This window comes from Streptomyces sp. NPDC054765, from assembly GCF_053612065.1.
Window position 1 is genome coordinate 1 of record NZ_JBSHBP010000091.1, and the last position, 26,191, is coordinate 26,191.

Here is a 26,191-nt window from a genome sequence, read left to right on the forward strand (position 1 = left end):
CAGCGACACCGCGTCGAGGCGGTGTCGCTGGCGGCGTTCGTGTCATGGCCGCTGACTATCCCAGCAAGTTCGAGCGCGTGCTTGGTCAGGGGCAGCCGAGGACCCGGGTGATCCAGCCAGCCTCGCGCCCTTGTCCGTGTTGAGGGTGCCGCGGGCGTCGATGACCTTGGGACTGTGGGGGCTCTGATGAAAACGTGGATGAAGATTCGGCTGCTGAAGCGCGCGTGAGCATTGCCTGTGCGTCCTGCAGGGCCAGGAAGGCCGTCTGTGGAGATGCTGGTCATGGGCGAGCTTCACCCCCGCAGGGCAGCGGCCTGTGGTTCACGCGGCGCGTCGGGCCAACCTTGCTGTCGGTCCGGGGGTCTCCGTGCAAGGGCCTGCTGGGACCACACCACGGGGAGCGATACCCCGCCATGATGGCGGGCGTCCGGTGCGCTCTCTCGGACGCTCAACTGACCTGCGAATACCGAATTTGCATCGCGGGGCATGGTACTCCGCCGGGCGATGGCCGAAGGTGGCCCCCGTGAGGCCAAGGCTGCTGAGCGGCATGTTTGCATGTATTGGTGATCGTTAACGCACAGGAAATATCTGAGCCGCGGACGTACGTGGACCGCATTCTGGAGCACTGGAACGAGGACGAGGACGCCGAGGCGCTCGTCCAGGGGACGCAGCGGCTGACCAGAGGGGAGGCCCGGCGGAAGCTGTTCAGGCTGGGGCATGCGCTGCGCGGGCAGGGGCTCGCGCCCGGCGACGGAGTGGGGCTTTTTCTGGCCAACCGTGTCGACTCGGTCCTCGTGCAGCTCGCCGTCCATCTCATCGGCTGCCGCGTCGTCTTCTTGCCGCCCGAGCCGGGGCCCGGCGAGCTCGCCGCGCTCGTCGAGCAGTCCCGGGCGCGCGCCGTGGTCACCGACCCGCTCTTCGCAGAACGGGCCGTCGACGCGGCCGGCCGCAGCGTCCACGCCCCCGCACTGCTTGGCCTCGGGCCCTGTGAGCAGCGGTGCGCGGACCTGCTGGCCCTGGCGGCCGAGTGCCAGGACACGCGCCCCGACGGCGTGCCCGCCCCGGAAGCGGACGAGGCAGTCACCGTCTTCTACACCGGCGGAACCCTGGGCCGCCCCAAGCTCGCCGCGCACACCCACCGGCTCTACGACACGCTGGTCGACCTGGTGACGGACGCCGCGGAGGACTCCGGCCCCGCGTTCTTCCCGACCATGGACCCGAGCACGGACAGGGTGCTCGCCGCCACGCTGCTCACGCACGGCAGCGGCCATATCACCTCGATCCAGGCCCTGGTGACGGGGTCCGCCCTGGTCGTGCTGCCCGAGTTCGAAGCGGGCGCGGCCCTGACGGTGCTGCGCGAGGAGCGGATCACCGCCACCATGTTCGTGCCGCCCATGATGTACGCGGTGCTCGACCACCCGGACTGCAAGCCGGGCGTCCTGCCCGCGCTGCGGCGGATCGTCGTCGGCGGCGCGGCCACCTCGCCCAGCCGGCTGCAGCAGGCGGTCGAGGTCTTCGGGCCCGTGCTCAGCCAGGCGTACGGGCAGTCGGAGGCGCTCGGTATCACCGCGTTCGCCGCGGAGGAGCTCGCCTCGGAGGGCCCCCGGCGCCCCGAGCTCTGGCGCAGCTGCGGTCGCGCGATACCCGACGTCCAGATCGAGATCCGCGGTGAGGACAGCGCGGCGGCACTGCCCGTCAGGCAGGTCGGCGAGGTCTGCGTCCATGGCGAGACGGTGATGCGCGGCTACTACGAGGACCCGGAGCGGACCGCGGCGGCGCTGCAGGACGGCTGGCTACGCACCGGGGACATGGGGTATCTCGACGCCGAGGGCTACCTCTATCTCGTCGACCGGGCCAAGGACATCATCGTCACCGGCAGCACAAGCGACAACGTCTACTCCAGGGTCCTGGAGGATTTCCTGCTCACGCTGCCCGGTGTGCGCAATGCGGCGGCGCTGGGTGTGCCGGACGAGGAGTACGGGGAGGCCGTGCAGATCTTCCTGGCCACGGCCGAGGGCGCTGACGTCGACCCGGAGGCGGTCGGCGTGGCGGTGACCGCCGAGTTGGGGGAGTTGTACACGCCCCGGAAGACGGTGCTGCTTGACCAGCTGCCGACGACCAAGGTCGGCAAGGTGGATAAGAAGGCGCTGCGCGCCGCGTGGACGAGCGGCGCCTTGGGCACGCCGTAGGCCCTGTTGTTATGGAGGCACCCGGCCGATGCGGGCTCAAGTGCGCTGTGAACACAGCGTTGTTGTGGCGTGCCTCGACCGGCCGTGTCTCCCCTGTGAAAGGGTACGGTCACCCCTGGCAAGACTCCGTTGAGATGATGCGCGAAGTGATCGTCGCCGCCGGACCGGTGCAGTGACCGCCAGGGCAGCGCCGGCTGATCGCCAGTCGCACCGCGATCACCCCGAGCGCCGCTGACGGCCCTGGCACTCAATCGCTCTTGTGCGGATTGAGGGCGCGCAGCCGGTTGACGAAGTCCGGGTCGGGGTTGGTGGCGACGCGCTCGCCGGTGTCGGTATCCAGGCAGCCCCACTGGCCTGTGCTGCCGGCCGCGCAGACCATCAAGGTGAGTGTCCGGTCCGGCTCGTGAACCTCGGTGGCCGGAGCCGGGGCGTGATCTCGACGGCGATTCCTGAGGCGATCAGCTCCCTGCCGGTGGCCGGGACAAGGGAGCCGGACACCGGCGGGCTTGGGTCAGCGGGAGATGCGTGCCGTGGGCGGAGCCGTGGTCCGTGGTGGACCGGCCCGGGGCGCCGCCGTGCCCCTGGTGCGCGCGGGCCTGCTCTCCGGTGCACGAGTGGCAGCTCGCCCGACTCCGCGCCGCCGCGGCCGAGTCGGGCGGGCGCCTGGCGGTCCGTACGAGCGAATGCCTCGGGCCGTGCGGGCAGGCCAACATCGTCGTCGTGCAGCCCTCCGGCGAGGGCCGGCGCCGTAGCGGCCGGGCGACCTGGATCGGCTGGGCCCTGCGCGACGACAGCATCGACGACATCCTCACCTGGGCGATGGCCGGCGGGCCAGGAGTGGCCGAGCCACCGCCCGCCCTGGAGCTGCAATTCGTTCCGGCCCCCGGTGAGACACAGGCGGGTGTCCGCAATCGTGCCCGCGGACGCCGCGCACGCCGGTGACATGACGGGCGGCGCCTCCGCACGGGTCGGGGCCGCCCGCCTCAGTCTGTTGCGCGCCCTCAGACTCGTCACCGGCCGCCGCACCGGTATCGTCCACAGCCTCTGGCGACAACATGTCGCCCAGCTCCTGGACGAAGCCGCGTGCGGCCTACGGCCCCGGCCTGCACGCTGTTCCACGAACCCGCGCCGGCCTTGTGAATCGGTGATGCGTGCTCGTCGCTCTCGTGGCGGGAGAGTGAGGAGCCGGAGAGGTTACGGGATGTGGCCGGCGGTCGAGTACTGCGCCGCTTCGCCGGCTGGTCGGCGCCTCATCGGGATCTCGAAGTGCACGGTGGCGACGTCCGGGCCGTGTTCGCCGGTGCTCCGGGCGTCGAACACCTCCTCGGCCATGCTCCGCCAGAAGGTTTCCACGCCCTCGACGTTGACGTTGGTGTGGAGGTAGATGCTTTTGTAGCCGGGCATGTTCGCGATGATGTCGCAGGCTGTGTGGACCAGGGTGCGGGCGAGGCCCCGGCGCCGGTGTTCGGGGTGTACGTAGACGCGGACCAATTGGGCGGTGGTTCCGGACGGGTAGCGTTCGGCGAGCCAGCGCGGGTGCGGGGGGTGGGCCGGGCCCGCGGACCGTACCCCGGTCGTGGCGACCACTTCGCCGTCGTGGACGGCGACGAGGAGCAGATGGCGGGGGTCGTCGAGGTAGGTGCCTTCGATGTCCAGCACGTCGTGGTGCCAGCGGGGCACGTAGCCGTATCCGAACTCGTGGTACAGCGTGTCGAGCATGATGCGGCGTGCGGGGTCCACGTCGGCAGGTGTCGCGGGGCGCACGGTGTATCCGCAATGTGCGGTCTCGCTCACGGTTTCTCCTGTCCGGCATGCGTTTTTGTGCTGCGCATGCGTCTGTGCGGCTGGCGTCGTGTGCGTGGTGGCACTGTCGTCGCGGCACACGCCACCCTAGCAAATTTATGAAAACGATTTTCAGGAAGCTGTTTCGCTCCCGCGTTCACGGCACGTCCGGCAGCCCGGGGCCGATGCAGTTCACGTCCGCCTTCGGTGCCGTGCCGTTGACGAGATAGGCCGCCGCGGTGTCGTCCACGCACGCGTTGCCCCGGCTGGCGAACACGCCGTGCGAATAGTCGTTGTCGAGCGTGACCAGGCGCGAGCCGGGCAGTAGTCGGCGCAGTCGGCGTGCGCCCTCGATGGGGGTGACGGGGTCGTGCGCGGAGGCCACCAGCAGTACGGGTGGAGCGTCGGGGCTGCCGAGCGGGGTGCGGCGGGCAGGCTTGTGGTGCCAGTAGGCGCAGGTGGACGCCTCCATGCCGGTCAGGACCGGCTGCGGGTCGAGCCGGCGGATGCGGTGGATGTCCGCCAAGATCCGGTGGGGTGTGGGGGCGGGGGAGTCGGCGCACTTGACGACGCGGTTCGCCGCCTCGTAGTTGCGTGAATCCGGGGTGTCGAAGGCGGTGGTGGGGCGGAGCCCGTCGGGGCGTCCGTCGTGCAGGTAGTCCCGCAGGCCCTCGGCGAGGCCGGCCCAGCGTTCGGTGCGGCCCAGTGCGCGGTAGACGGCGCGGTCGAACTCGGCCGGCCCGAAGCCGTCCACGGGGTGCCTGGTGAGACCGTGGCGCACGCGCAGATAGGCACGGCGCGTGGCGGCCGCGCTCCCGCCGAGGCCGAAGCGTTCCGCGTGGGCGGCGGCCCAAGTGAAGAACGTGCCGCGCTGCCGCAGCAGTGCGCGGCTCTGGATGACGTCGAAGTCGTACCAGTCCCACGGGCCCACGACGCTGTCGAGCACCATGCGGCCCACGCGGTGCGGGAAGCGCGCGGCGTACGCGGCGCCGAGGTAGCTGCCGTAGGAGACGCCGAGGAAGCTCGTTCGGCGTTCGCCGAGTGCGGCGCGGATCGCGTCCATGTCCCGCGCCGTCTGTTCCGTGGACAGGTGGGGCAGAGTTTCGCCGGCGCCCGCGGCGCAGTCGTCGGCCATGTTCCGTAGCGAGGTGAGGTAGTTCTTCTCCGCCGTCCTGCCTACGGGTACGGGGTTCGTGCCCGGGTCTGTGAAGAGGCCGCCCATCCGTCCGCAGTTCACGGGGGCACTCTGTCCGACGCCACGGGGGTCGAAGCCGATGACGTCGTACGCCCGCCGCACGCTCTCCGGGAGCTTGGCCCGCTTCGTGGCCGCGTAGGAGAGTCCGGAGCCGCCCGGTCCGCCCGGGTTCACCAGCAGGATGCCGCGCCGCTCGCCGTGGGAGCCCGATGCACGTATTCGTGACACGGCCACCTCGATGTGCGGCCCCCGCGGATGGTTCCAGTCGAGCGGGACCCGGAGCCGTCCGCACTCGACGTGTGCCGGGGCCGGCGGATTCGGGAGGGAGTCAGGACATGCGCCGAAGCGTAGAGAGGGCGTCGGGGCGGCTGCCTGGAGCGGGCCGGCGGGGGCGAGGGTGGCGGCGGCCAGCAACGCGCACAGCACGGCGGTGCGGCGTAGGGGAGGGGGCACGGGGCCTTCCAGAGAGGCTGGGCGAACAAGGGGGCGGCAAAGGCCTGCCCACGAGATGACAATGAAAATGATTATCGTTAAAGTGTGCGTCGGGCAAACCCGACCCCCTTCCTCCGGAGGGGTACTCGGCTGCCCAGTACCCGAAGTCCAAGCCCGGAAGGGGAGTTGTGGCTCATCTGCTGGTGGTCGAGAGCTGGGTCGGAGCGATGAGCCGACTGCTGCCGCGGGCGATACGGGAGGGCGGGCACACGTTCACCTTCCTCACCCGCGACCTGCACCACTACCTGCGCTCCGCGCCCGAGGGGACGGCGCACCCGCTGCTCGGCGCCCGCAACATCATCACCGCCGAGACCAACGACACCGAGGCCCTGCTGCCCGAAGTCGAGCGACTGCATGCGGTGTTGGGGTTCGACGGAGTGATCACGTCCTGCGACTACTACCTGCCGACCGTGGCACGGATCGCCGGGCGGCTCGGCCTGCCGGGCCCCGGGCCCGAAGCGGTCGAGATCGCCTGCCGTAAGGACGCCACCCGCCGCGTCCTCGCCGATGCCGGAGTGCCCGGCCCGCGCTTCGCCGTACACGAGGAATGGACCGACCTCGCGGGCGCCGCCCGGGAGATCGGTTACCCGCTGGTGGCCAAACCCGTTGACCTGTGCGCCAGCATGTACGTACGGCGTGTGGATGACGAAGCACAACTCGCCGACGTCTACCGGACGTTGGTGGACGTCCCGGTCAATGCGCGCGGACAGCGGCGCGCCCCCGTGGTCCTGCTCGAAGAACTGCTGGAGGGTCCCGAGGTGAGTGTCGAGACCGTCTCGTGTGCAGGAACGGTCCACGTGGTCGGCGTGACCGACAAGAGCATCGGCGGGGCGCCCGCCTTCATCGAGACCGGCCATATGTTCCCCGCGGCTCTGACGCCCGCCGACGCCGAGGCCGCCGAAGAGACCGCGCTGCACGCCCTGGAGGCGCTCGGACTCGTCGACGGCGTCGTGGCGCACACCGAGATCAAGCTGACCGCCGACGGGCCGCGCGTGGTCGAGGTCAACCCGCGTCCCGCCGGGAACCGCATCACCGAACTGATCCGCCACGTCACCGGCATCGACCTCGCGGCGGCCTTCGTGGAGGTCGCGCTGGGCCGCCCACCCGAGTTGCGGCGCACGGACACCGGACTGCGCAGCGCCGCTATCGGATTTCTGGTGCCGCAGGCCGCCGGCACGCTCGAAGCGCTGGACGGCGGCGAACTGCGGGACGCGCCCGGCGTGCTGGAGGTGCAGCTCGCAGAACCCGGCAAGGTGGTGAAGGCGGCGGGCAGCAACAATGAGTACCTCGGGCACGTCATGGCCGGTGACGCCGACCGGCCAGGTGCCCGCGACCGCGTCGAGGCCCTGCTGGCCGGGCTGCGCGCGGGGCTGGTGATCCGATGACCGCCGTCACCGGCGCGGCCGGCGCGGTGGCGTACGAGACGTGCCGGACGTACGCCGACCTTGTGGACCGCGTCCGCACGGGCGGGCTGGGCCCCGACCCGGCCACCCAGCGGATCGCCGTGGCCTTCACCACCCGCCAGGCCGTACGGCACGACGGGCGCGGCACCGGTTACCGCAACGAAGTGCTCAGCCTGCGCCTGGCCGAGGCGGTCGGCTCCTGTGCGGTCGAGCCCGGCTCGCTGCCCGACAGCGCGCTCGACGACTGCGTGGGCGCGGAGGTGGCCCGGCTTCTGGAGCATCCGCTGCTGCCGGTGCGAGTGGCCGCCCTGGACGCCTATCTGATGCACGTCACCCCGCACAGCCCGGAGAGCGGGGCGCGTCCCGTCCCGCTGCCCATCGGGTCGTCGCTGGAGAAGTCCCGGGTGCGGGCGAAGGCGGTTGCCGAGCTGATCGACCTGCCGCCCGGGGCTACCGTGCTGGTGATCGGAGTCGTCAACTCCCTTCTGGAGGCGCTGCGTGCACGCGGCCTGCAGTACGTCCCGTGCGACCTCAAGGGCGGCGTTACCGAGTGGGGGGAGCCGGTCGTCACCGATGCGCTCGCGGCGGCCGACCGCTGCGATGCGCTGCTCGTCTCCGGAATGACGCTGGGCAACGGCACCTTCGAACCGCTTCGACGGCACGCGCAGCAGCACGACAAGCAGCTGGTGATGTTCGCGCAGACCGGCAGCGCCGTGCTGCCCCGCTTTCTCGGCCATGGTGTGAGCGCGGTGTGCGCCGAGCCGTACCCCTTCTTCTGGCTCGACGGCGGGGCCGGAGCCGTCCACCGCTATAGGGGGCCGTACGGCAACTCCTGCCAGGGAGGCCACATATGACCGCGACCGCCGTCCGCCCCGTCGCCCGCCCGGAGCTGCTCGCCCTGCTCGGCCGTACGCCACTGGTGCGTATCACCGCTGATCTGCCGGACCCCCACCCCGGATTCTGGGCCAAGCTCGAAGGGCTCGCCGCCGGCGGGATGAAGGCTCGGGCTGCCGTGTCGATGCTGAGGGGCGCCCGAGCACGTGGCGAACTGCGGCCCGGGGCACCGGTGGTGGAGTCCACCTCCGGCACCCTCGGCATCGGCCTGGCCTTCGCCGGGCAGGCGCTCGGGCACCCGGTCGTGCTGGTCGGCGACCGGGAACTGGAGCCGTCCATGCGGCAGTTGCTGTGTGCCCACGGCGTTCGCCTCGAACTCGTCGACCACCCGGCCCCCGAGGGCGGCTGGCAGGCCGCCCGCCTCGCCCGGCTGCGCGAGCTGCTCGCCATACTGCCCGACGCCTACTGGCCCGACCAGTACAACAACCCCGACAACACCGCCGGATACGCCTCACTGGCCGCCGAACTCACGGCCCGGCTCGACCACCTCGACGTCCTGGTGTGCAGCGTCGGCACCGGCGGCCACAGCGCGGGGGTCGTCGGTCCCCTGCGGCGGCGCTGGCCCGCCCTGCGGCTCATCGGCGTCGACGCCACCGGTTCCACGATCTTCGGGCAGCCCGCCCGGCCCCGGCTGATGCGCGGACTGGGCAGCAGCATCCACCCGCGCAACGTCGCCTACGACGCCTTCGACGAGGTCCACTGGGTCGGCCCGGCCGAGGCCGTGGACAGCTGCCGGCGGCTTGCCCGGGGCAGCTTCGTCAGCGGCGGCTGGAGCACCGGCGCGGTCGCCCGCGTCGCCGCGTGGGCGGCCCGTGTCCACCCCGGGGCGGAGGTCGCCACCGTCTTCCCCGACGGCCCGCACCGCTACCTCGGCACCGTCTACGACGACGATTTCACTGCCGCGCACGGCCTCGCCCCGTCCGCCGCGGCCGTCCGGCCCGTCGAGATACCGCACCCCCGAGCGGCCGAGGCCGCCGGGTGGGTCCGCTGTACCCGCGTCACCGACCCGCTCCGGGCACCCGTGTCCCCGCATTCTTCGGAAGAGAGACTGTGAAGGCCACCCAGCGCACCGTACGCCTCGACCTCGCCGAGCCGTTGCGCATCTCCCGCTCCACCATGGCCACCCGCGACGCCGTGTGGCTGACCGTCGAACACGACGGGCTGCGCGGCCACGGCGAGGCCGTCACCAGCGTCTACTACGGCCTCGACGCCGGCACCCTCGAACGGCTCCTCGCGGCCGTCGCCACCGACCTCCTGCGCTTCCGCGACCCCGAAAGCGCGTTGGACGCCCTGCGGGCGGGCGAACTGGCGGGGCAGGGCACCCCGCCGGCCGTCACCGCCGCCGTCGAGGCCGCGCTCCTCGATCTCGCCGGCAAGCGCGCCGGCAGCCCCGTCCACCGGCTCCTCGGGGCCGCCGCCGCTCCGGTGGCCGCCACGGCCCGCACCATCGGCATCACCTCGCCGGTGCGGGCCGCGGCCGAGGCGCGCTGCCTCACGGCGAGCGGCTTCGAGGTCATCAAGGTCAAGGCGGGGGCACCCGACCCCGAGGAGGACGTGGAGCGGGTGCGCGTCATCCGTGACGCCGCGCCCCGGGCCCGGCTGCTCCTCGATCCCAACGGCGCCTGGGCCACGGCCCAGGCCTACGCCCTGCTGCCCCGGTTCGCGGAACTCGGAGTCGAGGCCGTCGAACAGCCCCTCGCTCCCGGCGACCCGGAGGCGCTCGCCGCGCTCGCCGCACGCTCACCTCTGCCGGTCATCGCCGACGAGGACGCCGTGAGCCTGGAGGACGCCCGCCGCCTGGCCGGACGCGTGCATGGTGTCAACGTCAAGCTTGCCAAATGCGGCGGTGTCCACGCGGCCCTGCGCATCGCCGAGGCGATCGACGGCAGCGGCACCGCGCTGATGCTCGGCTGCCTCACCGCCAGCAGCCTCGGCCTCGCCCCCGCCGTCCACCTGGCCGACCGCGCCCGCTGGGCCGACCTCGACGGACACCTGCTGCTCGCCCACGACCCGTGGACCGGGATCGGCGGCACCGACGGCTTCGTACGGGCAAGCGATCTGCCCGGTCTGGGAGTCCGGCGCAGCCCGGGGGAGGAGACGGCATGAAGATCTGGCACGAGATGCGCCGATTCCCCCTGGCCGTCCGCCTCCTGCTGGCCAACCAGCTCGGTGTCAACACCGGCTTCTACCTCCTCATCCCCTACCTCGCCACCCACCTCAGCCAGAACCTGGGCATGTCGGCGGCCGTCGTGGGGATCGTCCTCGGCGTCCGCAACCTCAGCCAGCAGGGCCTGTTCCTCATCGGCGGCTCCGCCTCCGACCGGCTCGGCGCGCGCGGCGTCATCATCGCCGGCTGCGCGCTGCGCACCGCGGGGTTCGCGCTGTTCGCGCTGGGCGACGGGCTGGCCGTGCTGCTCGCCGCCTCCGTGCTCAGCGGGCTCGCCGGCGCCCTGTTCAACCCCGCCGTGCGTGCCTATCTCGCGCAGGAGGCGGGGGAGCGCAAGGCCGAGGCGTTCGCCCTGTTCAACGTCTTCGCCACCACCGGCGCGTTGATCGGTCCGCTGCTGGGCAGCGCACTGCTGCTCGTGGACTTCCGCACGTCCGCGCTCACCGCCGCCGGGATCTTCGCCGTCCTCACCGTCGCCCAGGCCGTCGTCCTGCCCGCGCGCAAGGTGGAGCCGAGCGAGGGCGGCGTCCTCGCCGACTGGCGCGAGGTCCTCGGCAACCGCGCCTTCCTGGCCTTCGCGTTCGCCATGGTCGGCATGTTCACCCTGCAGAACCAGCTCTACCTGCTGCTGCCCGACGGAGCCCGGCGGACCACCGGCTGGGACGGCGCGGCGGGCCTCGTCTTCCTCGTCGGCACCGTCACCAACCTCACCCTGCAACTGCGCATCACACGCGCCCTCAAAGGTCGTGGTTCCAGGTCGCGTTGGATCTCCATCGGGCTTGTGGTGATGGCGCTTTCCTTCCTGCCGCCGGCACTGGTGGCAGGCGGGTCCGGCGCCCCGGACGGCACCGCCGACGCGGTGCTGCGCACGCTGCCCGTCCTGCTCGGTGCCCTCCTGCTCTACCTCGGCGTCATGATCGCCCAGCCCTTCGTGCTGGAGCTCATCCCCGGCTTCGGCCGCACGGAGCTGACCGGCACCTACTACGGGATCTTCTACGTGGTCTCCGGCATCGCCGCCGCGGCCGGCAACACCGCCGTCGGCTGGGCCATGGACACCGGGGAACGCGGCGCCTCCTGGCTGCCCTGGGCGTGCTGTGCCCTGTTCGGTCTCGCCTCCGCGTGCGGCGTGGCCTGGCTGCACCGGCGCAACGCGCTGCCGACGACGCCGAAGCCGGCCCTGACGGTGGCGGCCTGAGGAAGGAGACAACATGACCCGCACCGCCACCGAGGACATGCACAACCTGCTCACCGACAATCCCGAGCTGTACGAGGCCCGTTTCCCCGACGCCGACCGGCTGGCCGGCCGCTGGACGGAGGACTGCCTGCGGCGTTACGGCGCGGGCCCGCGGGTGCTGGACATGGGCTGCGGCACCGGCCGTGACGCCGCCCACCTGCACGGCAACGGCCGGACGGCGACCGGCGCCGACCTCTCCGAGACGATGCTCACCCACGCCCGCACCCACCACCCCGGGCCCACGTACGTCCGTGCCGACCTGCACGGCTTCGACCTGGGCCACAGCGCGTTCGACGCGGTCGTCTGCCTGGACAGCTCCTTGCTGTACTGCCACACCAACGCCCAGCTCGACGGCTTTCTGGCCTCCTGCCGTCGCGCGCTGCCCCCGGGCGGCCTGCTCGTCGCGGAGATGCGTAACGGCGCCTACTTCCTGGGCCGTACCGACCTGCTCGACACCCCCACCGTCCACGAGTTCGCCTGGCGGGGCACCGCCTACCGGTCCACCACCACGCTGACCGTGGACCGCACCGCCCAACTCCTGTGCCGAACCCGCGTATGGACCGCGGACGACGGATCCCCGCCCGTCGAACAGCGCTCCGCATGGCGGCTGCTCTTCCCGCTGGAACTCCGCCGTCTTCTGACGTTGCACGGCTTCGAGGTCCTCGACCTGCACGACGGTCCGGGCCCGCGCACCGAGCCGCCCTGGCGAGAAGGCATGGCCCCGGGAGAGGCGACGGACGCCGACCGGCTGCACGTCGTCGCCCGGCTCACCGAGCCGGCACCGTGACCATCCACACCACGAGGACACCCGCATGAACGAAGAAACCGCCCGCCTCCTCCCCTCCCCGGCCGAACAGCCCTTCCCGGGCCTGCGCCGCCGCGGCTTCCTCGCCGCCACGGGCGCCGCCTCGCTCGGCGCACTCGCGCTCACCGGCTGCGGCGGGCCCGGCTCCGACGACGGCACGGGCAAGGGCGACGGCCGGCCCCGACGGGGCGGGCGGCTGCGCGCCGCCTTCGCCGGAGGCGGCGCCAGCGAGACCCTCGACCCCCACCTGGCCAACCTCTTCGCCGATGTCGCCCGTGCCAAGGCGCTCTTCGACAAGCTCGCCGACTACGGCGCCGACCTGTCCGCGCAACCCCGCCTCGCCGAGAAGTGGCAGGCGCACAAGACCCTGGACCGCTGGCAGGTCACCCTGCGCAAGGCCACCTTCCACAACGGCAAGCCGGTCACCGCCCAGGACGTCCTGTACAGCTACCGCCGGATCGCCGACCCGAAGAAGGGATTCCGCGCCAAGGCCTCCCTGGAACCCATCGACCTCGACGCGAGCCACGCCACCGGCAAGCGCAGCATCGAGTTCGTCCTCAAGCGCCCCACCGCCGAATTCCCCAACATCCTGGCCGCGTTCGGCGCGTACATCGTCCCCGAGCACGCGACCGCGTTCGACAAGAAGCCGATCGGCTCCGGCCCCTTCCGCTTCGTCTCCTTCACCCCCGGCCGCTCGGCCGTCTTCCGCCGCTACGACGACTACTGGGAGGGCGCCCCGCACCTCGACGAGATCGAATTCGTCGTCGCCAACGAGGAGTCCGCACGCGTCAACGCACTCCTCGGCGGACAGGTCGAGTACGCCCACGAACTCGACCCCACCACCGCCCGCGCGCACGAGGGCAAGGGCCAGATCGAGATCGTCCGGCTGCGCAACAGCGCCATGCAGGGCTTCGCGATGAAGACCGACCGGGCGCCGTTCGACGACAAGCGGGTGCGTCAGGCGTTCTTCCTCATCGCCGACCGCAAGGAGCTCGTCGCCGGCGCCCTGTCCGGCGCCGGCGAGACCGGCAACGACCTGTTCGGCAAGGGCTACGAGTACTACGCCGACGGCCTCCCCCAGCGCGAGCAGGACCTGGGCCGGGCCCGCGCCCTGCTGAAGCAGGCCGGCGCCGAGCAGCTCAAGGTCACCCTCGACACCTCGGCCGTCGCCGCCGGATTCACCGAGGCCGCCAGCATCTTCCGCGACCAGGCCGCCAAGGCGGGCGTCACCCTCGACGTCAAGACGGGCAGCAAGGACACGTACTGGAGCGACATCCTCGACTCCGGCACCCTGTGCTGCTACCGCTCCGGAGCCATGCCCATCGAGGCCCACCTCTCCCAACGGCTGCTGACCGACTCCACCACCAACGCCACCAAGTGGCACCACAAGGACTTCGACGCCCTCTACCAGCAGGCGCAGTCCACCCGCGACACCAAGGACCGCGCAGCCGTCTACGCGCGCATGCAGCGCCGCCTGTACACCGAAGGCGGCTTCCTGATCTGGGGCTTCGCCGACTGGATCCTGGGAACGGCGCGCAAGGTGAAGGGGGTTGACCGCAAGGCGCCCGCCAACACGCTCGACTGGGCCCGCTTCGACAAGGTGTGGCTGGCGTGAGGGGACTGCGCTCCTTCGTCGCCCGGCGGCTGCTCCTCGGCGTCGCACAGACCGTGGCCGTGGTGCTGCTGGTCTTCGCGCTCACCGAGGCACTGCCGGGCGACGCCGCCGTCGCCCTCGCCGGCGACCAGCCCGACCCCGCCCGTATCGCGGCCCTCCGCGAGGCCATGCACCTCGACCGGCCGGCGTACGAGCGGCTTGCCGAGTGGGCGGCGGGTCTGCTGCACGGCGACTTCGGCACCTCCGTGACCTCCGGACGGCCCGTCAGCCAGTACCTGGCCGACGGCTTCGGGCCCACCCTGCTGCTGGCCGCCCTCACCGTGGCACTGCTCGTCCCGGCCGGCTTCGGCCTCGGCGTACTGGCCGCCCGGCATGAAGGGCGACTCGTCGACCGGCTGATCAGTTCGCTGACGCTCGCGGTCTACGCGGTGCCCGAATTCGCCCTCGGAGTGCTGCTGGTGACCGTCTTCGCCCTCCAGCTGGACTGGCTCCCACCCACCGCAGTCGGCTACGGCACCGACCTGCTCGCGCATCCCGCAGCGCTGCTCCTGCCCGTCCTCGTACTGCTCTCCCGCCCCGTGTGCTCGCTGGCCCGCCTGGTCCGCGCCGGCATGGTCGACGCGCTGGCCGCGCCGTACGCGGTGCATGCCCGCCGCTACGGCGTCGGCGGTGCCCGCGTCCGCTACGCCCATGCCCTGCCCAACGCCCTCGCCCCGGCCGTTCAGCAACTCGCCCGCACCATCGACTGGCTGCTGTGCGGCGTCATCGTCGTGGAGGCTCTCTTCGTGATTCCCGGGCTCGGCACCGTCCTGCTCGACGCCGTCGCCGAACGCGACGTACCGGTGGTGCAGGGCCTCGCCGTGGTGTTCGGCGTCCTGACCGTCGTGCTCAACCTCGGAGCCGACCTGGTCGCCCACCGACTCGCACCACGGGCGGGGGCAGCCGCGTGACTCGCACGCTCGTATCCCGTCTCTGCACGTCCGTACGGCCGCGCCGCGCGGGCCGCTACGCCCTCGGGCTCGCCGTCATCTCCGCACCCCTCGTCCTCGCCGTCCTGGGACCGGTGTTCGCGGGCGACCCGGGCGCGCGGGCCGCGTCCTTCGCACTCGGCGACGGACACTGGGTCGGCACCGACTTCGTGGGCCGTGACGTCTGGCGTCAGGTCCTGCTCGGCGGCCGGCCGGTGATGCTGACCGCGCTCGCCGCGACGGCCCTGGCCTACCTCGTGGCGCTGCCCCTCGGCCTCATCGCCGCGCTCACCCACCGCCGCTGGCTGGAGGAGACACTGATGCGGCCGCTGGACGTGCTGCTGGCGGTGCCGTCCCTGCTGCTGATCCTTCTCGTGGCGTCCGTGCTCACACCGGGCGCCGCCGGGCTCGCCCTGCTCGTCGCGCTGGTCAACGTTCCGGACGCGGCGCGGATCGTGCGCGCTGCCGCCGCCGAGGCCGCGGCGCGCCCCGCGGTCGAGGCGCTGCGCATGCAGGGCGAGACATGGTGGCGCACGGCCGTCGGCTACGTCGGCCGCTCGATACTGCGCACCCTGGCCGCCGACGCCGGCACCCGGCTCACCGGCGTGCTGTACCTCGTGGCCACTGCTGCGTTCCTCGGCGTCGGCGTCGCGCCGGACGCCGCCGACTGGGCGGTGATGGTGGACCGCAACCGCACCGGACTGTTCGTCCAGCCCTGGGCCGTGGTCGTGCCCGCGCTGTTGATCGTCGCGCTGACCACGGGCAGCAACCTGCTCTTCGACGCGGCACTGCACAAGCCCGGCCGGCGCCGGGGGGAGAGGAAACCACGGCCGTGACCGACCGGAACGATACAACTGCACCGACGGGCGCAGGCACCGATGCCGGGCCGCCCCCCGTCGCGGAGATCCGGGACCTGCGTGTGGAGATCGACGGTCGGGCGATCGTGGACGGCGTGCAGCTGCGGGCTCTGCCCGGCCAGGTGACGGCGCTTGTCGGAGCCTCCGGCAGCGGCAAGACCAGCACGGGCCTTGCCCTGCTCGGCGCGTACCCATCGGGTGCCCGGGTCACCGGCGACGTCCGCGTGGCGGCGGACGGCCCGGTCGGCTACGTGCCCCAGCACCCGGCGTCCGTCCTCAACCCCGCCCGCCGGGTCTCGGCGCTGCTGAACGACATCGCCCGCACCCAGGTGCGTAGCCTGCCCCGCAACCAGCGCCGGGCAGCCGCCCGCGAACGCATCCTGCGCGCCCTGTCCGACGCCCAGCTCCCGGACACCGAGGCGCTGTTGTCGCGCTATCCGCACCAGCTGTCCGGCGGCCAGCAGCAGCGCGTCGTCCTCGCCCAGGCCCTGCTGCTCGGTGCCCGCGTCATCGTCGCCGACGAACCCACCACCGGCCAGGACGCGCTGACCAAGAGTGCCATCGTCGATCAGCTGGCAGCGCTGGCGGCACGCGGCATCGCGGTCGTGCTGCTCAGCCATGACCTCGACGTGGTGCACGCACTCGCCGACGAGGTCCTCGTCATGCGGGCGGGCCGGGTCGTGGAATCGGGCCCGGTCCAGCGGCTGTGGCTCGCACCGCGTCACGAATGGACCCGACAACTGCTCGATGCCCGGCCGTCGCCGACTGGCAATGAGCCCCCGCCCGACGCTGGACGACCCGTCCTGCAGGTACGTCACCTCACCGCCCGCCACCGCGACGGCGCCCATGGCGCCACTGTGGCGCTGCGTACCCCTGAACTCGCCCTGCACCCTGGTGAGTCGCTGGCCGTCGTCGGCCGCTCAGGCAGCGGAAAGACCACCCTCGCCCGCTGCCTGGCCGGGCTCCATCGTGACCGCGACGGCCAGGTCCACCTCGACGGCACCCCACTACCGCGCAGCGTACGGCACCGCAGTCGCGCAGAGTTGGCGGCCGTGCAGTACGTCTTCCAGGACGCGCGGGCCGCCTTCGACGAGCACCGCCCCGTCCTCGACCAGGTCGCCCGCACCTCGGTACGCCTGCGCGGCACCGACCATCTGTCAGCCACTCAGGAAGCTCTGACAACACTGATCAGCCTCGGCCTCCGGCCCGAAACGACCCACCGCCTCCCCTCGGAGCTCTCCGGCGGCGAACTCCAGCGGGCGGCCCTGGCCCGCGCCCTGTTGGCCCGGCCCCGGGTCCTGATCTGCGACGAGATCACCTCCGGTCTCGACTCGGTCACGCGCCGCGGCATCCTCGACACCCTCGCGAATCTGCTCCGCGACCGTTCGGACATGACCCTCATGCTGATCACCCACGACCTGGAGACCGCACGTCTGGCCCACCGTATCGCCGTACTGGACGCGGGCGAGCTGGTCGAACAGGGCCCGGCCCACCGGATACTGACCGAGCCGCGGCACCCGTTCACCGTCTCACTCATGGAGGCGACGGCACGCCTGGCGGCGGAGGCTGCCCCGCCGGGAGCCCGGTGAAGCCCACCGCCGAGGTCACGCGCATGGAAAATCAGACGGCGTCCGGCAGTGCCAGCCATTCCTGCCAGGACAGGTCCCGGCCGACGAAGCATGGACGCTCAAAGGGCCACTCGTCAGTGATCCACCGCGGGACCAAGGTGCCGAGGGCGTGCTCCAGCGCGGTTCCCACGCGGTCGTCCACGACCCACCAGGAAATCTCCGCGTCGAAGCCCGCCTTGCGCGCCGGGTCGATGTAGACGCAGCCGAGCAGGGCGGTGCCCGCATCGTCGAACAGGGCGTAGTTGAAGGACTCGTGCGCCGCAATCTCCCTCTCGTGCCGCTCCAGGTCCTCCTCGTCCTGTTCGTACGTCATCGTGGCGAGCGGCCAGCCCCACGCCTGACCGTAGGTCGACCACAGGCGCTCTCGCGACCCCATCACCGCGGGGTAGTCGAGGTCGGTGTCGGCGCCCCGGATCGGCCTCAGGTGGAACCCGCCGGGCACATCGACGCGCACGGGATGGAGGAAGTTCTTCGGTAGCCAGGTCATGGCAGCGGACGGTAGCCCAGCCCCCGAGGAAGGGGCACATGGATTTCCGGCTCCAGCAGCGCCGTGCCCCGAGCGCCCGATGTGATCCCAGGGGCGCCCACTCTTGGCCAGTGCCGCAGGAGTAGGGCGCGCAGGTGAGTACGCCTGCTGGGGGGACCGCCGGCCCCGTGAAGGAGACGTCCACGGCGCCCGCGCTCGGGGCCGGGCCGGTTGATGGCGTTCAGCGCACCCTCCGGTCCTCCAGCGGGGCTGCCACCAGCACGTCCTCCTCGGTGAGCGGGAGGTGCGGGGTGTGGTTGACCAGCCGGGCGGAGTTCCCGACCACCGCGATGCTGCTGGTGTTGTGCAGCAGGGCGGCCAGCACCGGGTTCATCGACCCGCCGGCACCGGCTACCAGACCCAGCAGATTGACGCCGATGGCGAGGCCGTAGTTCTGGCGGACCACGCGCAGGGTGTGGCGGCTGAGTTCGACGACGGCGGGGACCTGTCTCAAGTCGTCGCCGGGCAGGGCGATATCGGCGGTTTCCAGGGCGACGCGGGAGGAGTGCGCGCCCATGGAGATGCCGACATCGGCGAGGGCCAATGCGGGGGCGTCGTTGGTTCCGTCACCGTCCATGGCGACGGTGTGGCCCTCGGCCTGGAGGTCGCGGATCAGCTGAAGTTTGCCTTCCGGAAGGGCGTGCGCGTGCCCAAGTGTGTGTCCGGACGGAGTCCCGGGGCGAGCCGAACGCCGGTGCCGGCGCGGGGGAGGCCCGCCGCGCTGCCGCCAGGCGGCATCCCAAGTAGATGACGAACGCGAGGGTCGTGACGTACGGGCTGATGGGGATGGTGCTGCCCAGCGAGAGCGGGATGCCGCCCTCCATCGCGCAGAGGGCGAATACGACGCTCAGCACCGGCAGCAGCACCGGGGACGCCGTGACGCGCGCGGCGGCGGCCGCGGGGGTGACCAGCAGCGCCAGCACCAGCAGCGCTCCGACGATCTGAACGCACAGAGCCACCGCGAGACCGAGCACCAGCATGAACGCCAGGGACAGCGCGCGCACCGGTACACCCCGTGCCGCAGCCACCTCCGGGGCGACGCTGGCGAACATCAGCGGCCTCCAGACGGCGGCGAGGGCGAGCAGCACCACCACTGACGTACCGAGGAGCCAGGCCATCTGGGGAGTGCTGACGGCGACGATCTGGCCGGTCAGGATGCCGAACTTGTTCGCCGCCCGGCCCTTGTAAAGGGACAGGAACAGCACGCCGAGGCCGGGCCCGAACGGCATGATGATGCCGATCACCGAATTACGGTCCCGGGCGCGGACCCCCAGGATGCCGATCGCCGCGGCCGCGATGAGGGACCCGGCGATGGACCCGGCGACGATGTTCACCCCGAGCAGCAGGGCCGCCGAGGCGCCGGCGAACGACAGTTCACTGATGCCGTGCACGGCGAACGGCAGATCGCGCATGATCACGAACACCCCGGCCAGTCCGCCGACCAGGCCGAGCAGCACCCCGGCGAGCAGCGAATTCTGCACGAGTGCGAGCAGTTCGCCGTAGTTGTCGAAGTTGAAGATCTGATGCCAGATGCCGGTGTCCACCTCGCCGTCGGCGAGCAGCCCGAGCCCGGCCTCGACCCCGATCACTGGCTTTCTCCTTCCTCCGCCGCGTCGTCGTGGGTGTGGCCGGTGCCCTCATCAGGCGCACCGACCACGACTACCCGGCCCCTGATACGGACCACATCCACCTGCGTTCCGTACAGCTCCGTCAGCGTCGAGGAAGTCATCACCTCGTCCGGCGGCCCGACCCGGTGCCCGCCCCGGGTCAGATAAAGGACGCGGTCCACCAGGCCCAGAACAGGGTTGATCTCATGCGTCACGAAGACCACGGAGGTACCGGCCGAGCGCCGTCGCTCCGCCACCAGCGCTGTGATGGAGCGCTGATGCTGCAGATCGAGGGAGAGCAGGGGCTCGTCACAGAGCAGGATCCGCGGGTCGGTGGCGAGCGCCTGCGCGACGCGGACGCGCTGCTGCTCGCCGCCGGAGAGCCGGCCGAGCGGAACGTCCGCGTACGACATCGCACCGACCGCATCCAGGAGCTCGTCCACCCGGCGGCGGATCGCGCGGCGGGCGAGCGGCGGGCCCCAGCGGTGCCCGTCCAGCCCGAGGCGCACCAGGTCACGGGCGCGCAGCAGGGTGTGCGTGGGCTGGAACGTCTGCTGAGGGACATAGCCGATGTGTTGGCTGCCGCTTCGCGGAGGGCGGCCGAGGACCGTGAGTGACCCTCCGGTGAGCTGCTGCCGGAGACCAACATGCCTCGCCGCGGGCGCTGGCGACAGCTGGGGATCCGTCTGATTCAACTACCCGCTCGACGAGCTCGCCGGCCGGCAATTCCGCTTCGAGGCGAACAGCGCCTCGGCGGCGCTGAACATCAACTGGTGGGGCATGAGCGGGTAGTACATCGGCTCGTACGCAGGCGGCGGCGCCAGTCACGGGCTGCCGGGCCGGGGAATGTCATGGATCAGGTGGGCACCTGCTCAGAAGGGACTCCTGATGGACACGCTTGCCCCAGACAGTCCAGGCGATCCCGCGACGCTGAAGAGAGTGGTTTGAACGGACATCGGAGGGATGTCCTATCTGAGGCAGCGGCCGTTGACGCATTGGTCCTGCAGAGGATTCGCGGAAGCCCCATTAGATCTGGAAAACAGGTTACCCCGGGAGCCCGTGACGCGGAGTTGTGAGGGTTCGCGCTTCTGGAGACTTCCTTGCTGTTCGGCGGGAACTTCACAAGCGTGCGCGCGATGGAGGGAGTAGATCTGTACCTGCGCAAACTGAACTCAGGTAATTGGCAGGCCACGGTTAGAAATTGCGGGGGTGCGCGTTTCAGCTTGACCTTTCCACTCAAAGCGCAGGCCCGTGCCTGGGGTGTCAAAGGGGAGGCCAGATTTGGTCGTGTCGGCCTTCGTGATCGGATGACGGGTGCGGTCAGGTTCCGGGACTGGCACGACCGGTGGTGGAACGCGAGAATGGTTGAGCCGCATACCCTGCGAGGTGATGCGTCCGCCATTAAGAATCACGTCATGCCGTACTGGGCAGACTGGCAGTTGTGCAACATACAGGTGCATCGAAGTGCAGGCGTGGATCAGTACGCTCACTGGCGAAGGCGTTGGCGCGTCCGCTATCAAGCGGTCTTACAGCCTGACGTCGTCGTTGATGCGCTCGGCGGTTGATGACGGCATGCTGGTGGTGAGTCCATGCCGACGAATCGACCTGCCGGCTCTTCCGGTTCGCGCGCCCCAATGGTTCACGCTCGATCAGGCGCAAAGCGTTCTGTGTAGCCTTCCTCCGGTCTGGCGCACTATGTGCTTGCTGGGCTTTTACACCGGACTGCGGTGGGGTGAACTTACCGGTCTGCACTGCCGCAGGGTCGACCGCCACCGGTCACGGTTGCTTGTGGCCGAGGTCAACACCAGGAACGGCATCAAGCAATATCCGAAGACAGTCAAGAGCCGACGAGAAGTCCCGCTCCCGCTCCACGTGCCAGAGAGCCTTGAGCGCCACATACACGGTCTCGCTCCCGACGCTCTCGTCTTCACCACTGTCACGAGTGGCCGAGCCGGACGTCCACTCAGCGACGGGAACTGGCGACGACAGACCTGGTGGCCGCCTGTGGACAATGCCTACTACCTCAACGCTGAGGGCGAGCACGCGGTTGTGCCCCGATACCCACCACACACCATGCGCCACACGTGCGCCTCGTGGCTCGTTCAGAGGGGGTCTCGCTCTACGAGGTTCAGCATCTACTCGGGCACGCGAACTACCAGACGACAGAGCGCTATGCACACCTGCAGCCAGGGGTGTACAAGGCTGTTCTCGGTGCTTGGGACACCATGGAGACCCCCCTCACTCTCGTCGCATAGCCGTCGCCCGATGCGAATGCGTGGACTGTGCGCGCCCTTTTGCAGGCAGGTGGCAGATCGGATGCCGGTTCCTCGGCGCGGCGCGGGCTACCTGTGGGTGGCGTGCGGCCAGTGAGGATGCAAGTGAGTGCGACAACGGCAGGCGGCAGAGGACCGCCTGCGGCCGGGCAGCGATGCCGTCTCGCGGTCCGCACAGCGGCTCTTGTCCATCCCCGGGCTCTCGGGACTGAATGCGGCGTGCCTTCTTGGCCAGGTGCTTGTCGTAGCCGCGTGCGTGGTTGCGTTTGTGCCGCTCCTTTGTTGTCTCGTCCATCGATTCGGCGGTGGGGACTGTGGTGGAACACGCCATGCGCGGCTGTCTAGTACTCCAGCCGTAGATCGTGATCTTGCCGGTCTGGGTAGGTGCGGCGGCTGCGGCGCCAGGCCCTGGGCGAAGTTGAGCGGTGTCTGGTTTCTGCCGATCTCGCCGCTTTGATGTGAGCCAGGACGGTCGGTGCGCCTGTGCTCGGGTCCTCGGTCGCGCGCTGAGGCTGTGGTGGAGTCAGCCCAGCACTCCGGTGAGGGCGCGGGCGAGTACGGTGGCGAACCGGTCGTGGGAGGTGCGTTCGGGCTGGGTGGCGGCGAGCATTGCGGAGATACGGGGGTGGGAGCCGGTGGTGGCCGCGTGACGCAGGTAGGAGGACTGGCGCTGGGCACCGGGGTCCGATGCAGCCAGTTCATTCTGGACGAACAGCGCGGTCAGCGCGTTCAGTACGGCGAATGCCTCGAGTTTGTAGGCGGGCTCGGCCGGATGGTCGGCAAGTACGTCGAGTAGGTGTTCAAGCAGGTCGATCCCGTGCGGGCCGAGGGTAGGGCGCGTGACGACCAGGATCGGCAGCCAGGGGTGGCGTCGCATGATCCGTCGGGCCTGGTGAGCGATCTCCAGAAGGTCCGCCTGCCAGTCGCCGCTTGGGGCGGGCAGGTGGTATTCGCCGGCGGTGCTGTCGATCATCAGGTCGAGCAGGTCGTCGCGGGTGGCCACATAGCGGTAGAGCGAGGCGGCACCGGTGCCAAGGGCCGCGGCGAGGCGACGCATGGAGACGGCACCCAGGCCCTCCCGGTCGGCCAGTTCCACTGCGGTGGCGGTGATTTCGGCGCGGCTGCGCTCGGCCGGCCGTCCGACCGATGCCTGCTCCGGCCGCAGCCAGATCACTGGTTCTCGCTGTTCCGCCACTGTCACCTCCCGCGTTGCTGCCACTCTACATTTCCAAGTACGGTGTTCGCGAACGACGTTTGCGATCGATTAGAGGGAGTCGCAATGCCGCGCTTCGCGTACAACGACGGAGTCCAGATCTCCTTCGAAGACCTCGGCGGGGCGGGCGGCGACCCGCTGCTGCTGGTCATGGGACTGGGAACCTCGCGATTCTGGTGGCCGGACGGACTGGTGGACGAACTGGTCCACCGCGGCTTCCATGTCGTGGCCTACGACCACCGCGACGCCGGCCAGTCCACGCACCTCACCGGCCGGCGTGAGGGCCCGCCGGTTGCAGCCCTACTGCGCCACGCACCCCCGGCCTACAGCGCCGAGGACCTGACCGACGATGCGGTCGCCGTTCTCGACGCGCTCGGCTGGGAGCGCGCCCACCTTTTCGGCCACTCCATGGGCGGGCTCGTGGCGCAGCGCATCGCGATCCGCCATCCACAACGCGCGCACACTCTCACCACATCCTCGGCCGTGCCCAGCGACGTGAAGGGACTGAGTGTCCTGCGCTACCTGCGCCTGGCATCCCTGGCCCGTTTCGCCAGGTTGCATCACCCCGAGACTCCGCAGGGCAACCTGGCCCTGGCCCTAGCCGTCGCCCGCATCCTGGCCGCGCCCGGCCAGGACATCGACGAGTACGACGTGCGTGAGTTCGTGGACAAAGAGGCCGCGCACCAGGTCGTCAGCTTCCGCGACCAGAAGGCACAAAGCCGCCAGATCGGTGCGAAGTGGCACGGCGGCCCGCTCGCCAGGATCACCACACCGACCCTGGTGCTGCACGGATTGCGAGACCCGCTGCTGCGCGTGTCTGCCGCACGTGACATCGCCGCTGCCGTCCCCGGCGCCCGCCTGCGCGTGCTGCCAGGCGTCGGACACTTCCTCGTCGGCGACATCTGGGCCACTTACGCCGACGAACTGCGTGCGCTCGCCGACCACGTCGACGACCAGCCGCCCACCGTCTGTGAAAACTGAAGATCATGCGGTACCTGCCCGCTGGCAGGAGGCGTTCGAGGTCCTGATGGGCCGGACAGCCAGCCGGTTCGCGCGGGTCGAACCGCGCCGCCGGGTGCGGAACTTGGTGCTGGGGCTGCTGTCGGACCTGCCGCGCAAGAACTGCTGGAGCATCGCCGAGTGGGCCGGGGAGACCAGTCCGGACGGCATGCAGCACCTGCTCGGCCGGGCCAGGTGGGATGCCGACGCCGTGCGCGACGACGTGCGCGAGTACGTGCTGGACCATCTGCACGACGAGGACGCGGTGCTGGTCGTCGACGAGACCGGGGACGCGAAGAAGGGCACGCACACCGTCGGTGTCCAGCGACAGTACACCGGCACCGCCGGGAGGATCGAAAACGCTCAAGTCGCCGTCTACCTCGTCTACGCAGGCCGCCGCGGACACGCGGCGGTGGACCGTGAGCTGTACATCCCACGCTCGTGGACCACCGACCCCGACCGCTGCCGGGCCGCCGGACTGGACGAGGAAACCGTCTTCACCACCAAGCCGGAACTGGCCGCCCGCATGATCAGCCGGTTCCTCGACGCCGGACACGGCGTGGGCTGGGTCGCAGGCGACGAGGTCTACGGCGGCAACCCGAAGCTACGGGCCGCACTGGAGGAGCGCCAGGTCGGCTATGTCCTCGCCGTCCCCTGCTCCCACTGGGCCGTCATCGGCCTCGCCGAATCCCGGCCCGGCAGTCACCAACTGCTGATCCGCCGCAACCGCACCACAGGTGAACTCGCCTACTACAGCTGCTGGTCACCCACCCCAGTGCCCCTGGCTACGCTGGTGCGGGTCGCCGGGTCGCCGGGTCGCCGGGTCGCCGGGTCGCCGGGTCGCCGGGTCGCCGGGTCGCCGGGTCGCCGGGTCGCCGGGTCGAGATGGCGAGTGGAGGAGACATTCCAGGCCGGAAAGGGTCTCGCGGGACTGGATGAGCACCAGGTCCGCCGCTTCACCTCGTGGTCCCGCTGGGTCACCCTGGCCATGCTCGCCCACGCCTTCCTCGCCGTCGTCCGCGCTGACGAACATGCCAGCCATCCCGCTCCGGACGGACTGATCCCGCTCACCTGCAACGAGATCCAGCGACTGTTCACTGCGTTCGCCGTCCGGCCCATCCGCGATGCGGCCCACCGGCTCGCCTGGTCCGCCTGGCGACGCCGCCACCAGGCCCGAGCACAGGTCAGCCATTACCGCCGACAAGCCGCGAATCGGACATGAAGATCACGATCTACGGCTGGAGTACTAGACGGAAACGCGTGACGCTCAAAGGGGGTTGGCGGGTAGGTAAGCCCTCCCGAAAAGGCCGCCTGACCTGGGGTTTCTGGGGTGATCTGCTTTTGTGACATGTTTCCGATGACGCATCATGTGGAGTGCGTCGTGGTGCTGGAGAAGGCGACTAAGGGCGCCTGACCTGCGGGTGCGAGTGGTGTGCGCGATGTGCCGTTCGGGCGTTACGGGCGATATCCCGACGCTGAAATGACGTTCTCCGAGGCATATCGACGGTCATTTGACGCTCGTTCTGATGGCCTGATGGCTCGTCCCATCGCTGATCGTGCAGGTCACGCACGGCGGATGGTCCGCTTCCCGGGGTGGTGCACGGACTGGGGCGCCCTGCGGTCATATGAGGAACGGCTCTTGTGCCGTCTCAGGCGGCGCCCTCGTCTGCCTGCTCCAGCCCTTCCGACGGGGCCGCCGAGAGGGGCGAGGCGCTGTTTGCCGCCGCCGCAACGGCGGCGCTCGGCGCACCCCCTGGGCAGCGGCGAAACCTTCAGCGCAGTGGGAGGACAGCACCCACGCTCCATGCGTCCATCACGGTCCCCTCGCCGGCGGCCTACCGTTGCGGGTGTGCTGACCCGGGACAGATCACCGGAAGACTTGTCGGTGCGCCAGTGACCAGGTGGTCCGGCAGCCTGGCGGTCCGGGGTAGCTCGAACCACCGCGGACGTGCCCCCAATTCGTGCCGCACCCATAGGATCGTGTAGGTTCTTCGAGTTGCCACGGAGCCGACAGGCCCCGCGGCAGCCATCCCGCCGCTTCGCGGCACACCACTACTGCACGGCTCCTCACCGGGAACAATTTCGGCATGCCGAAATTCGGACCGTGACGTGATTATGCGTCAACGAGGAATTCCGCTAAAGTAGTGATCACGCCGAAGGGCGCGGCAGTCCAAATAGCCGCACCACGGCGGACCCCCTCCGACAGGGATTCGGAATCGAATTCGGACCGGCAACGGAACGAAATCGGGTCTGCTAGAGTCGGAAAGGCCGGAAAGCGAAAGCAGAACGGCCAACCCCGCTCCAACAGGGGGCCGGAGACGGAAACGGATCTGGTAAGGTTGGA

23 protein-coding genes and 1 pseudogene are annotated in these 26,191 nt (G+C 70.6%); 16 read left to right on the forward strand and 8 right to left on the reverse strand.

All coding sequences use genetic code 11. The features are described 5' to 3' along the window. Positions 1 to 563 precede the first annotated feature (563 nt). The gene (locus tag ACWGJY_RS34370; RefSeq protein WP_453264803.1) at positions 564 to 2,189 is read left to right on the forward strand and encodes an AMP-binding protein; all 1,626 of its coding nucleotides are present in this window, start codon (positions 564 to 566) and stop codon (positions 2,187 to 2,189) included. Positions 2,190 to 2,436: 247 nt separating this feature from the next. Here ACWGJY_RS34370 and ACWGJY_RS34375 read toward each other — a convergent pair whose 3' ends face one another. Next, positions 2,437 to 2,568 (reverse strand): hypothetical protein, encoded by a 132-nt coding sequence (locus ACWGJY_RS34375; RefSeq protein ID WP_453264804.1) that lies wholly within the window; start codon positions 2,566 to 2,568, stop codon positions 2,437 to 2,439. A 170-nt stretch (positions 2,569 to 2,738) separates the two neighbouring features. Here ACWGJY_RS34375 and ACWGJY_RS34380 point away from each other — a divergent pair, with 170 nt between their 5' ends. Further along, positions 2,739 to 3,131, forward strand: coding sequence for a (2Fe-2S) ferredoxin domain-containing protein (locus ACWGJY_RS34380; protein WP_453264805.1), 393 nt, complete (start codon positions 2,739 to 2,741; stop codon positions 3,129 to 3,131). Between the two features lie 252 nt (positions 3,132 to 3,383). Here ACWGJY_RS34380 and ACWGJY_RS34385 read toward each other — a convergent pair whose 3' ends face one another. Then, positions 3,384 to 3,908, reverse strand: coding sequence for a GNAT family N-acetyltransferase (locus ACWGJY_RS34385; RefSeq protein WP_453264822.1), 525 nt, complete (start codon positions 3,906 to 3,908; stop codon positions 3,384 to 3,386). A 220-nt stretch (positions 3,909 to 4,128) separates the two neighbouring features. Next, positions 4,129 to 5,619 carry an alpha/beta hydrolase gene (locus ACWGJY_RS34390; RefSeq protein ID WP_453264806.1) on the reverse strand — a complete coding sequence of 497 codons (1,491 nt, stop codon included), beginning with the start codon at positions 5,617 to 5,619 and terminating at the stop codon, positions 4,129 to 4,131. Between the two features lie 167 nt (positions 5,620 to 5,786). Between ACWGJY_RS34390 and ACWGJY_RS34395 the strand changes: the two genes are divergently transcribed. Genes ACWGJY_RS34395 through ACWGJY_RS34440 form a run of 10 tightly spaced genes read left to right on the forward strand, consistent with a single transcriptional unit; the run spans position 5,787 to position 17,190 of the window. After that, positions 5,787 to 7,043, forward strand: a complete 1,257-nt coding sequence (locus ACWGJY_RS34395) for an ATP-grasp domain-containing protein (RefSeq protein ID WP_453264807.1) — start codon at positions 5,787 to 5,789, stop codon at positions 7,041 to 7,043. Continuing rightward, complete coding sequence (locus ACWGJY_RS34400; RefSeq protein WP_453264808.1) at positions 7,040 to 7,915, forward strand: Rossmann-like domain-containing protein; 876 nt, start codon at positions 7,040 to 7,042, stop codon at positions 7,913 to 7,915. The genes ACWGJY_RS34395 and ACWGJY_RS34400 overlap by 4 nt, the downstream gene beginning before the upstream one ends. Then, a complete protein-coding gene (locus tag ACWGJY_RS34405; RefSeq protein ID WP_453264809.1) occupies positions 7,912 to 9,009 on the forward strand; it encodes a PLP-dependent cysteine synthase family protein in 1,098 nt (365 codons plus the stop codon). The genes ACWGJY_RS34400 and ACWGJY_RS34405 overlap by 4 nt, the downstream gene beginning before the upstream one ends. After that, positions 9,006 to 10,061, forward strand: coding sequence for a mandelate racemase/muconate lactonizing enzyme family protein (locus ACWGJY_RS34410; protein WP_453264810.1), 1,056 nt, complete (start codon positions 9,006 to 9,008; stop codon positions 10,059 to 10,061). The genes ACWGJY_RS34405 and ACWGJY_RS34410 overlap by 4 nt, the downstream gene beginning before the upstream one ends. Then, on the forward strand, positions 10,058 to 11,317 hold the full coding sequence (locus tag ACWGJY_RS34415; RefSeq protein ID WP_453264811.1) for an MFS transporter: 1,260 nt from the start codon (positions 10,058 to 10,060) through the stop codon (positions 11,315 to 11,317). Before ACWGJY_RS34410 ends, ACWGJY_RS34415 begins: the two co-directional genes overlap by 4 nt. 13 nt (positions 11,318 to 11,330) lie before the next feature. Beyond that, positions 11,331 to 12,143, forward strand: a complete 813-nt coding sequence (locus ACWGJY_RS34420; RefSeq protein ID WP_453264812.1) for a class I SAM-dependent methyltransferase — start codon at positions 11,331 to 11,333, stop codon at positions 12,141 to 12,143. A gap of 25 nt (positions 12,144 to 12,168) precedes the next feature. Then, positions 12,169 to 13,776, forward strand: coding sequence for an ABC transporter substrate-binding protein (locus tag ACWGJY_RS34425; RefSeq protein WP_453264813.1), 1,608 nt, complete (start codon positions 12,169 to 12,171; stop codon positions 13,774 to 13,776). After that, the gene (locus ACWGJY_RS34430; protein WP_453264814.1) at positions 13,773 to 14,726 is read left to right on the forward strand and encodes an ABC transporter permease; all 954 of its coding nucleotides are present in this window, start codon (positions 13,773 to 13,775) and stop codon (positions 14,724 to 14,726) included. Before ACWGJY_RS34425 ends, ACWGJY_RS34430 begins: the two co-directional genes overlap by 4 nt. Further along, positions 14,723 to 15,580: an ABC transporter permease subunit gene (locus ACWGJY_RS34435; RefSeq protein WP_453264815.1), complete on the forward strand. Its 858-nt coding sequence runs from the start codon at positions 14,723 to 14,725 to the stop codon at positions 15,578 to 15,580. Before ACWGJY_RS34430 ends, ACWGJY_RS34435 begins: the two co-directional genes overlap by 4 nt. After that, positions 15,577 to 17,190 carry an ABC transporter ATP-binding protein gene (locus ACWGJY_RS34440; RefSeq protein ID WP_453264816.1) on the forward strand — a complete coding sequence of 538 codons (1,614 nt, stop codon included), beginning with the start codon at positions 15,577 to 15,579 and terminating at the stop codon, positions 17,188 to 17,190. The genes ACWGJY_RS34435 and ACWGJY_RS34440 overlap by 4 nt, the downstream gene beginning before the upstream one ends. A gap of 31 nt (positions 17,191 to 17,221) precedes the next feature. Here the strand turns inward: ACWGJY_RS34440 and ACWGJY_RS34445 are convergent, their stop codons facing one another. The 4 genes from ACWGJY_RS34445 to ACWGJY_RS34460 all read right to left on the reverse strand — a co-directional run bounded on the left by ACWGJY_RS34445 (position 17,222) and on the right by ACWGJY_RS34460 (position 20,057). Beyond that, positions 17,222 to 17,716 (reverse strand): N-acetyltransferase, encoded by a 495-nt coding sequence (locus ACWGJY_RS34445; RefSeq protein WP_453264817.1) that lies wholly within the window; start codon positions 17,714 to 17,716, stop codon positions 17,222 to 17,224. A 220-nt stretch (positions 17,717 to 17,936) separates the two neighbouring features. Continuing rightward, positions 17,937 to 18,371, reverse strand: a complete 435-nt coding sequence (locus ACWGJY_RS34450; protein ID WP_453264823.1) for an HAD-IC family P-type ATPase — start codon at positions 18,369 to 18,371, stop codon at positions 17,937 to 17,939. Further along, complete coding sequence (locus ACWGJY_RS34455) at positions 18,322 to 19,344, reverse strand: metal ABC transporter permease (protein ID WP_453264818.1); 1,023 nt, start codon at positions 19,342 to 19,344, stop codon at positions 18,322 to 18,324. Before ACWGJY_RS34455 ends, ACWGJY_RS34450 begins: the two co-directional genes overlap by 50 nt. Further along, positions 19,341 to 20,057, reverse strand: coding sequence for a metal ABC transporter ATP-binding protein (locus ACWGJY_RS34460; RefSeq protein ID WP_453264819.1), 717 nt, complete (start codon positions 20,055 to 20,057; stop codon positions 19,341 to 19,343). The genes ACWGJY_RS34455 and ACWGJY_RS34460 overlap by 4 nt, the downstream gene beginning before the upstream one ends. Positions 20,058 to 21,057: 1,000 nt before the next feature. Here ACWGJY_RS34460 and ACWGJY_RS34465 point away from each other — a divergent pair. Together ACWGJY_RS34465 and ACWGJY_RS34470 are read left to right on the forward strand one after the other, a co-directional pair. Next, a pseudogene (locus ACWGJY_RS34465) lies at positions 21,058 to 21,414 on the forward strand (tyrosine-type recombinase/integrase); the annotation flags it as partial. Between the two features lie 41 nt (positions 21,415 to 21,455). Beyond that, positions 21,456 to 21,617, forward strand: coding sequence for a hypothetical protein (locus ACWGJY_RS34470; RefSeq protein WP_453264825.1), 162 nt, complete (start codon positions 21,456 to 21,458; stop codon positions 21,615 to 21,617). 541 nt (positions 21,618 to 22,158) lie between these two features. Here ACWGJY_RS34470 and ACWGJY_RS34475 read toward each other — a convergent pair. Further along, a complete protein-coding gene (locus ACWGJY_RS34475) occupies positions 22,159 to 22,830 on the reverse strand; it encodes a TetR/AcrR family transcriptional regulator C-terminal domain-containing protein (protein WP_453264820.1) in 672 nt (223 codons plus the stop codon). An 84-nt stretch (positions 22,831 to 22,914) separates the two neighbouring features. Between ACWGJY_RS34475 and ACWGJY_RS34480 the strand changes: the two genes are divergently transcribed. Both ACWGJY_RS34480 and ACWGJY_RS34485 read left to right on the forward strand, forming a co-directional pair. After that, a complete protein-coding gene (locus ACWGJY_RS34480; protein ID WP_453264821.1) occupies positions 22,915 to 23,829 on the forward strand; it encodes an alpha/beta fold hydrolase in 915 nt (304 codons plus the stop codon). Positions 23,830 to 23,875: 46 nt separating this feature from the next. Beyond that, positions 23,876 to 25,069: an IS701 family transposase gene (locus tag ACWGJY_RS34485; protein ID WP_453264824.1), complete on the forward strand. Its 1,194-nt coding sequence runs from the start codon at positions 23,876 to 23,878 to the stop codon at positions 25,067 to 25,069. The last annotated feature ends 1,122 nt before the right edge of the window (positions 25,070 to 26,191 follow it).

Excerpts from the sequence above, each read along its gene's own strand:
- ACWGJY_RS34420 (WP_453264812.1), top strand. The coding sequence starts at position 11,331 with ATGACCCGCACCGCCACCGAGGACATGCACAACCTGCTCACCGACAAT.
- ACWGJY_RS34485 (WP_453264824.1), top strand. The coding sequence starts at position 23,876 with ATGGGCCGGACAGCCAGCCGGTTCGCGCGGGTCGAACCGCGCCGCCGG.
- ACWGJY_RS34425 (WP_453264813.1), top strand. The coding sequence starts at position 12,169 with ATGAACGAAGAAACCGCCCGCCTCCTCCCCTCCCCGGCCGAACAGCCC.
- ACWGJY_RS34405 (WP_453264809.1), top strand. The coding sequence starts at position 7,912 with ATGACCGCGACCGCCGTCCGCCCCGTCGCCCGCCCGGAGCTGCTCGCC.
- ACWGJY_RS34385 (WP_453264822.1), bottom strand. The coding sequence starts at position 3,908 with ATGCTCGACACGCTGTACCACGAGTTCGGATACGGCTACGTGCCCCGC.
- ACWGJY_RS34480 (WP_453264821.1), top strand. The coding sequence starts at position 22,915 with ATGCCGCGCTTCGCGTACAACGACGGAGTCCAGATCTCCTTCGAAGAC.
- ACWGJY_RS34375 (WP_453264804.1), bottom strand. The coding sequence starts at position 2,568 with ATGGTCTGCGCGGCCGGCAGCACAGGCCAGTGGGGCTGCCTGGATACC.
- ACWGJY_RS34445 (WP_453264817.1), bottom strand. The coding sequence starts at position 17,716 with ATGACCTGGCTACCGAAGAACTTCCTCCATCCCGTGCGCGTCGATGTG.
- ACWGJY_RS34415 (WP_453264811.1), top strand. The coding sequence starts at position 10,058 with ATGAAGATCTGGCACGAGATGCGCCGATTCCCCCTGGCCGTCCGCCTC.
- ACWGJY_RS34400 (WP_453264808.1), top strand. The coding sequence starts at position 7,040 with ATGACCGCCGTCACCGGCGCGGCCGGCGCGGTGGCGTACGAGACGTGC.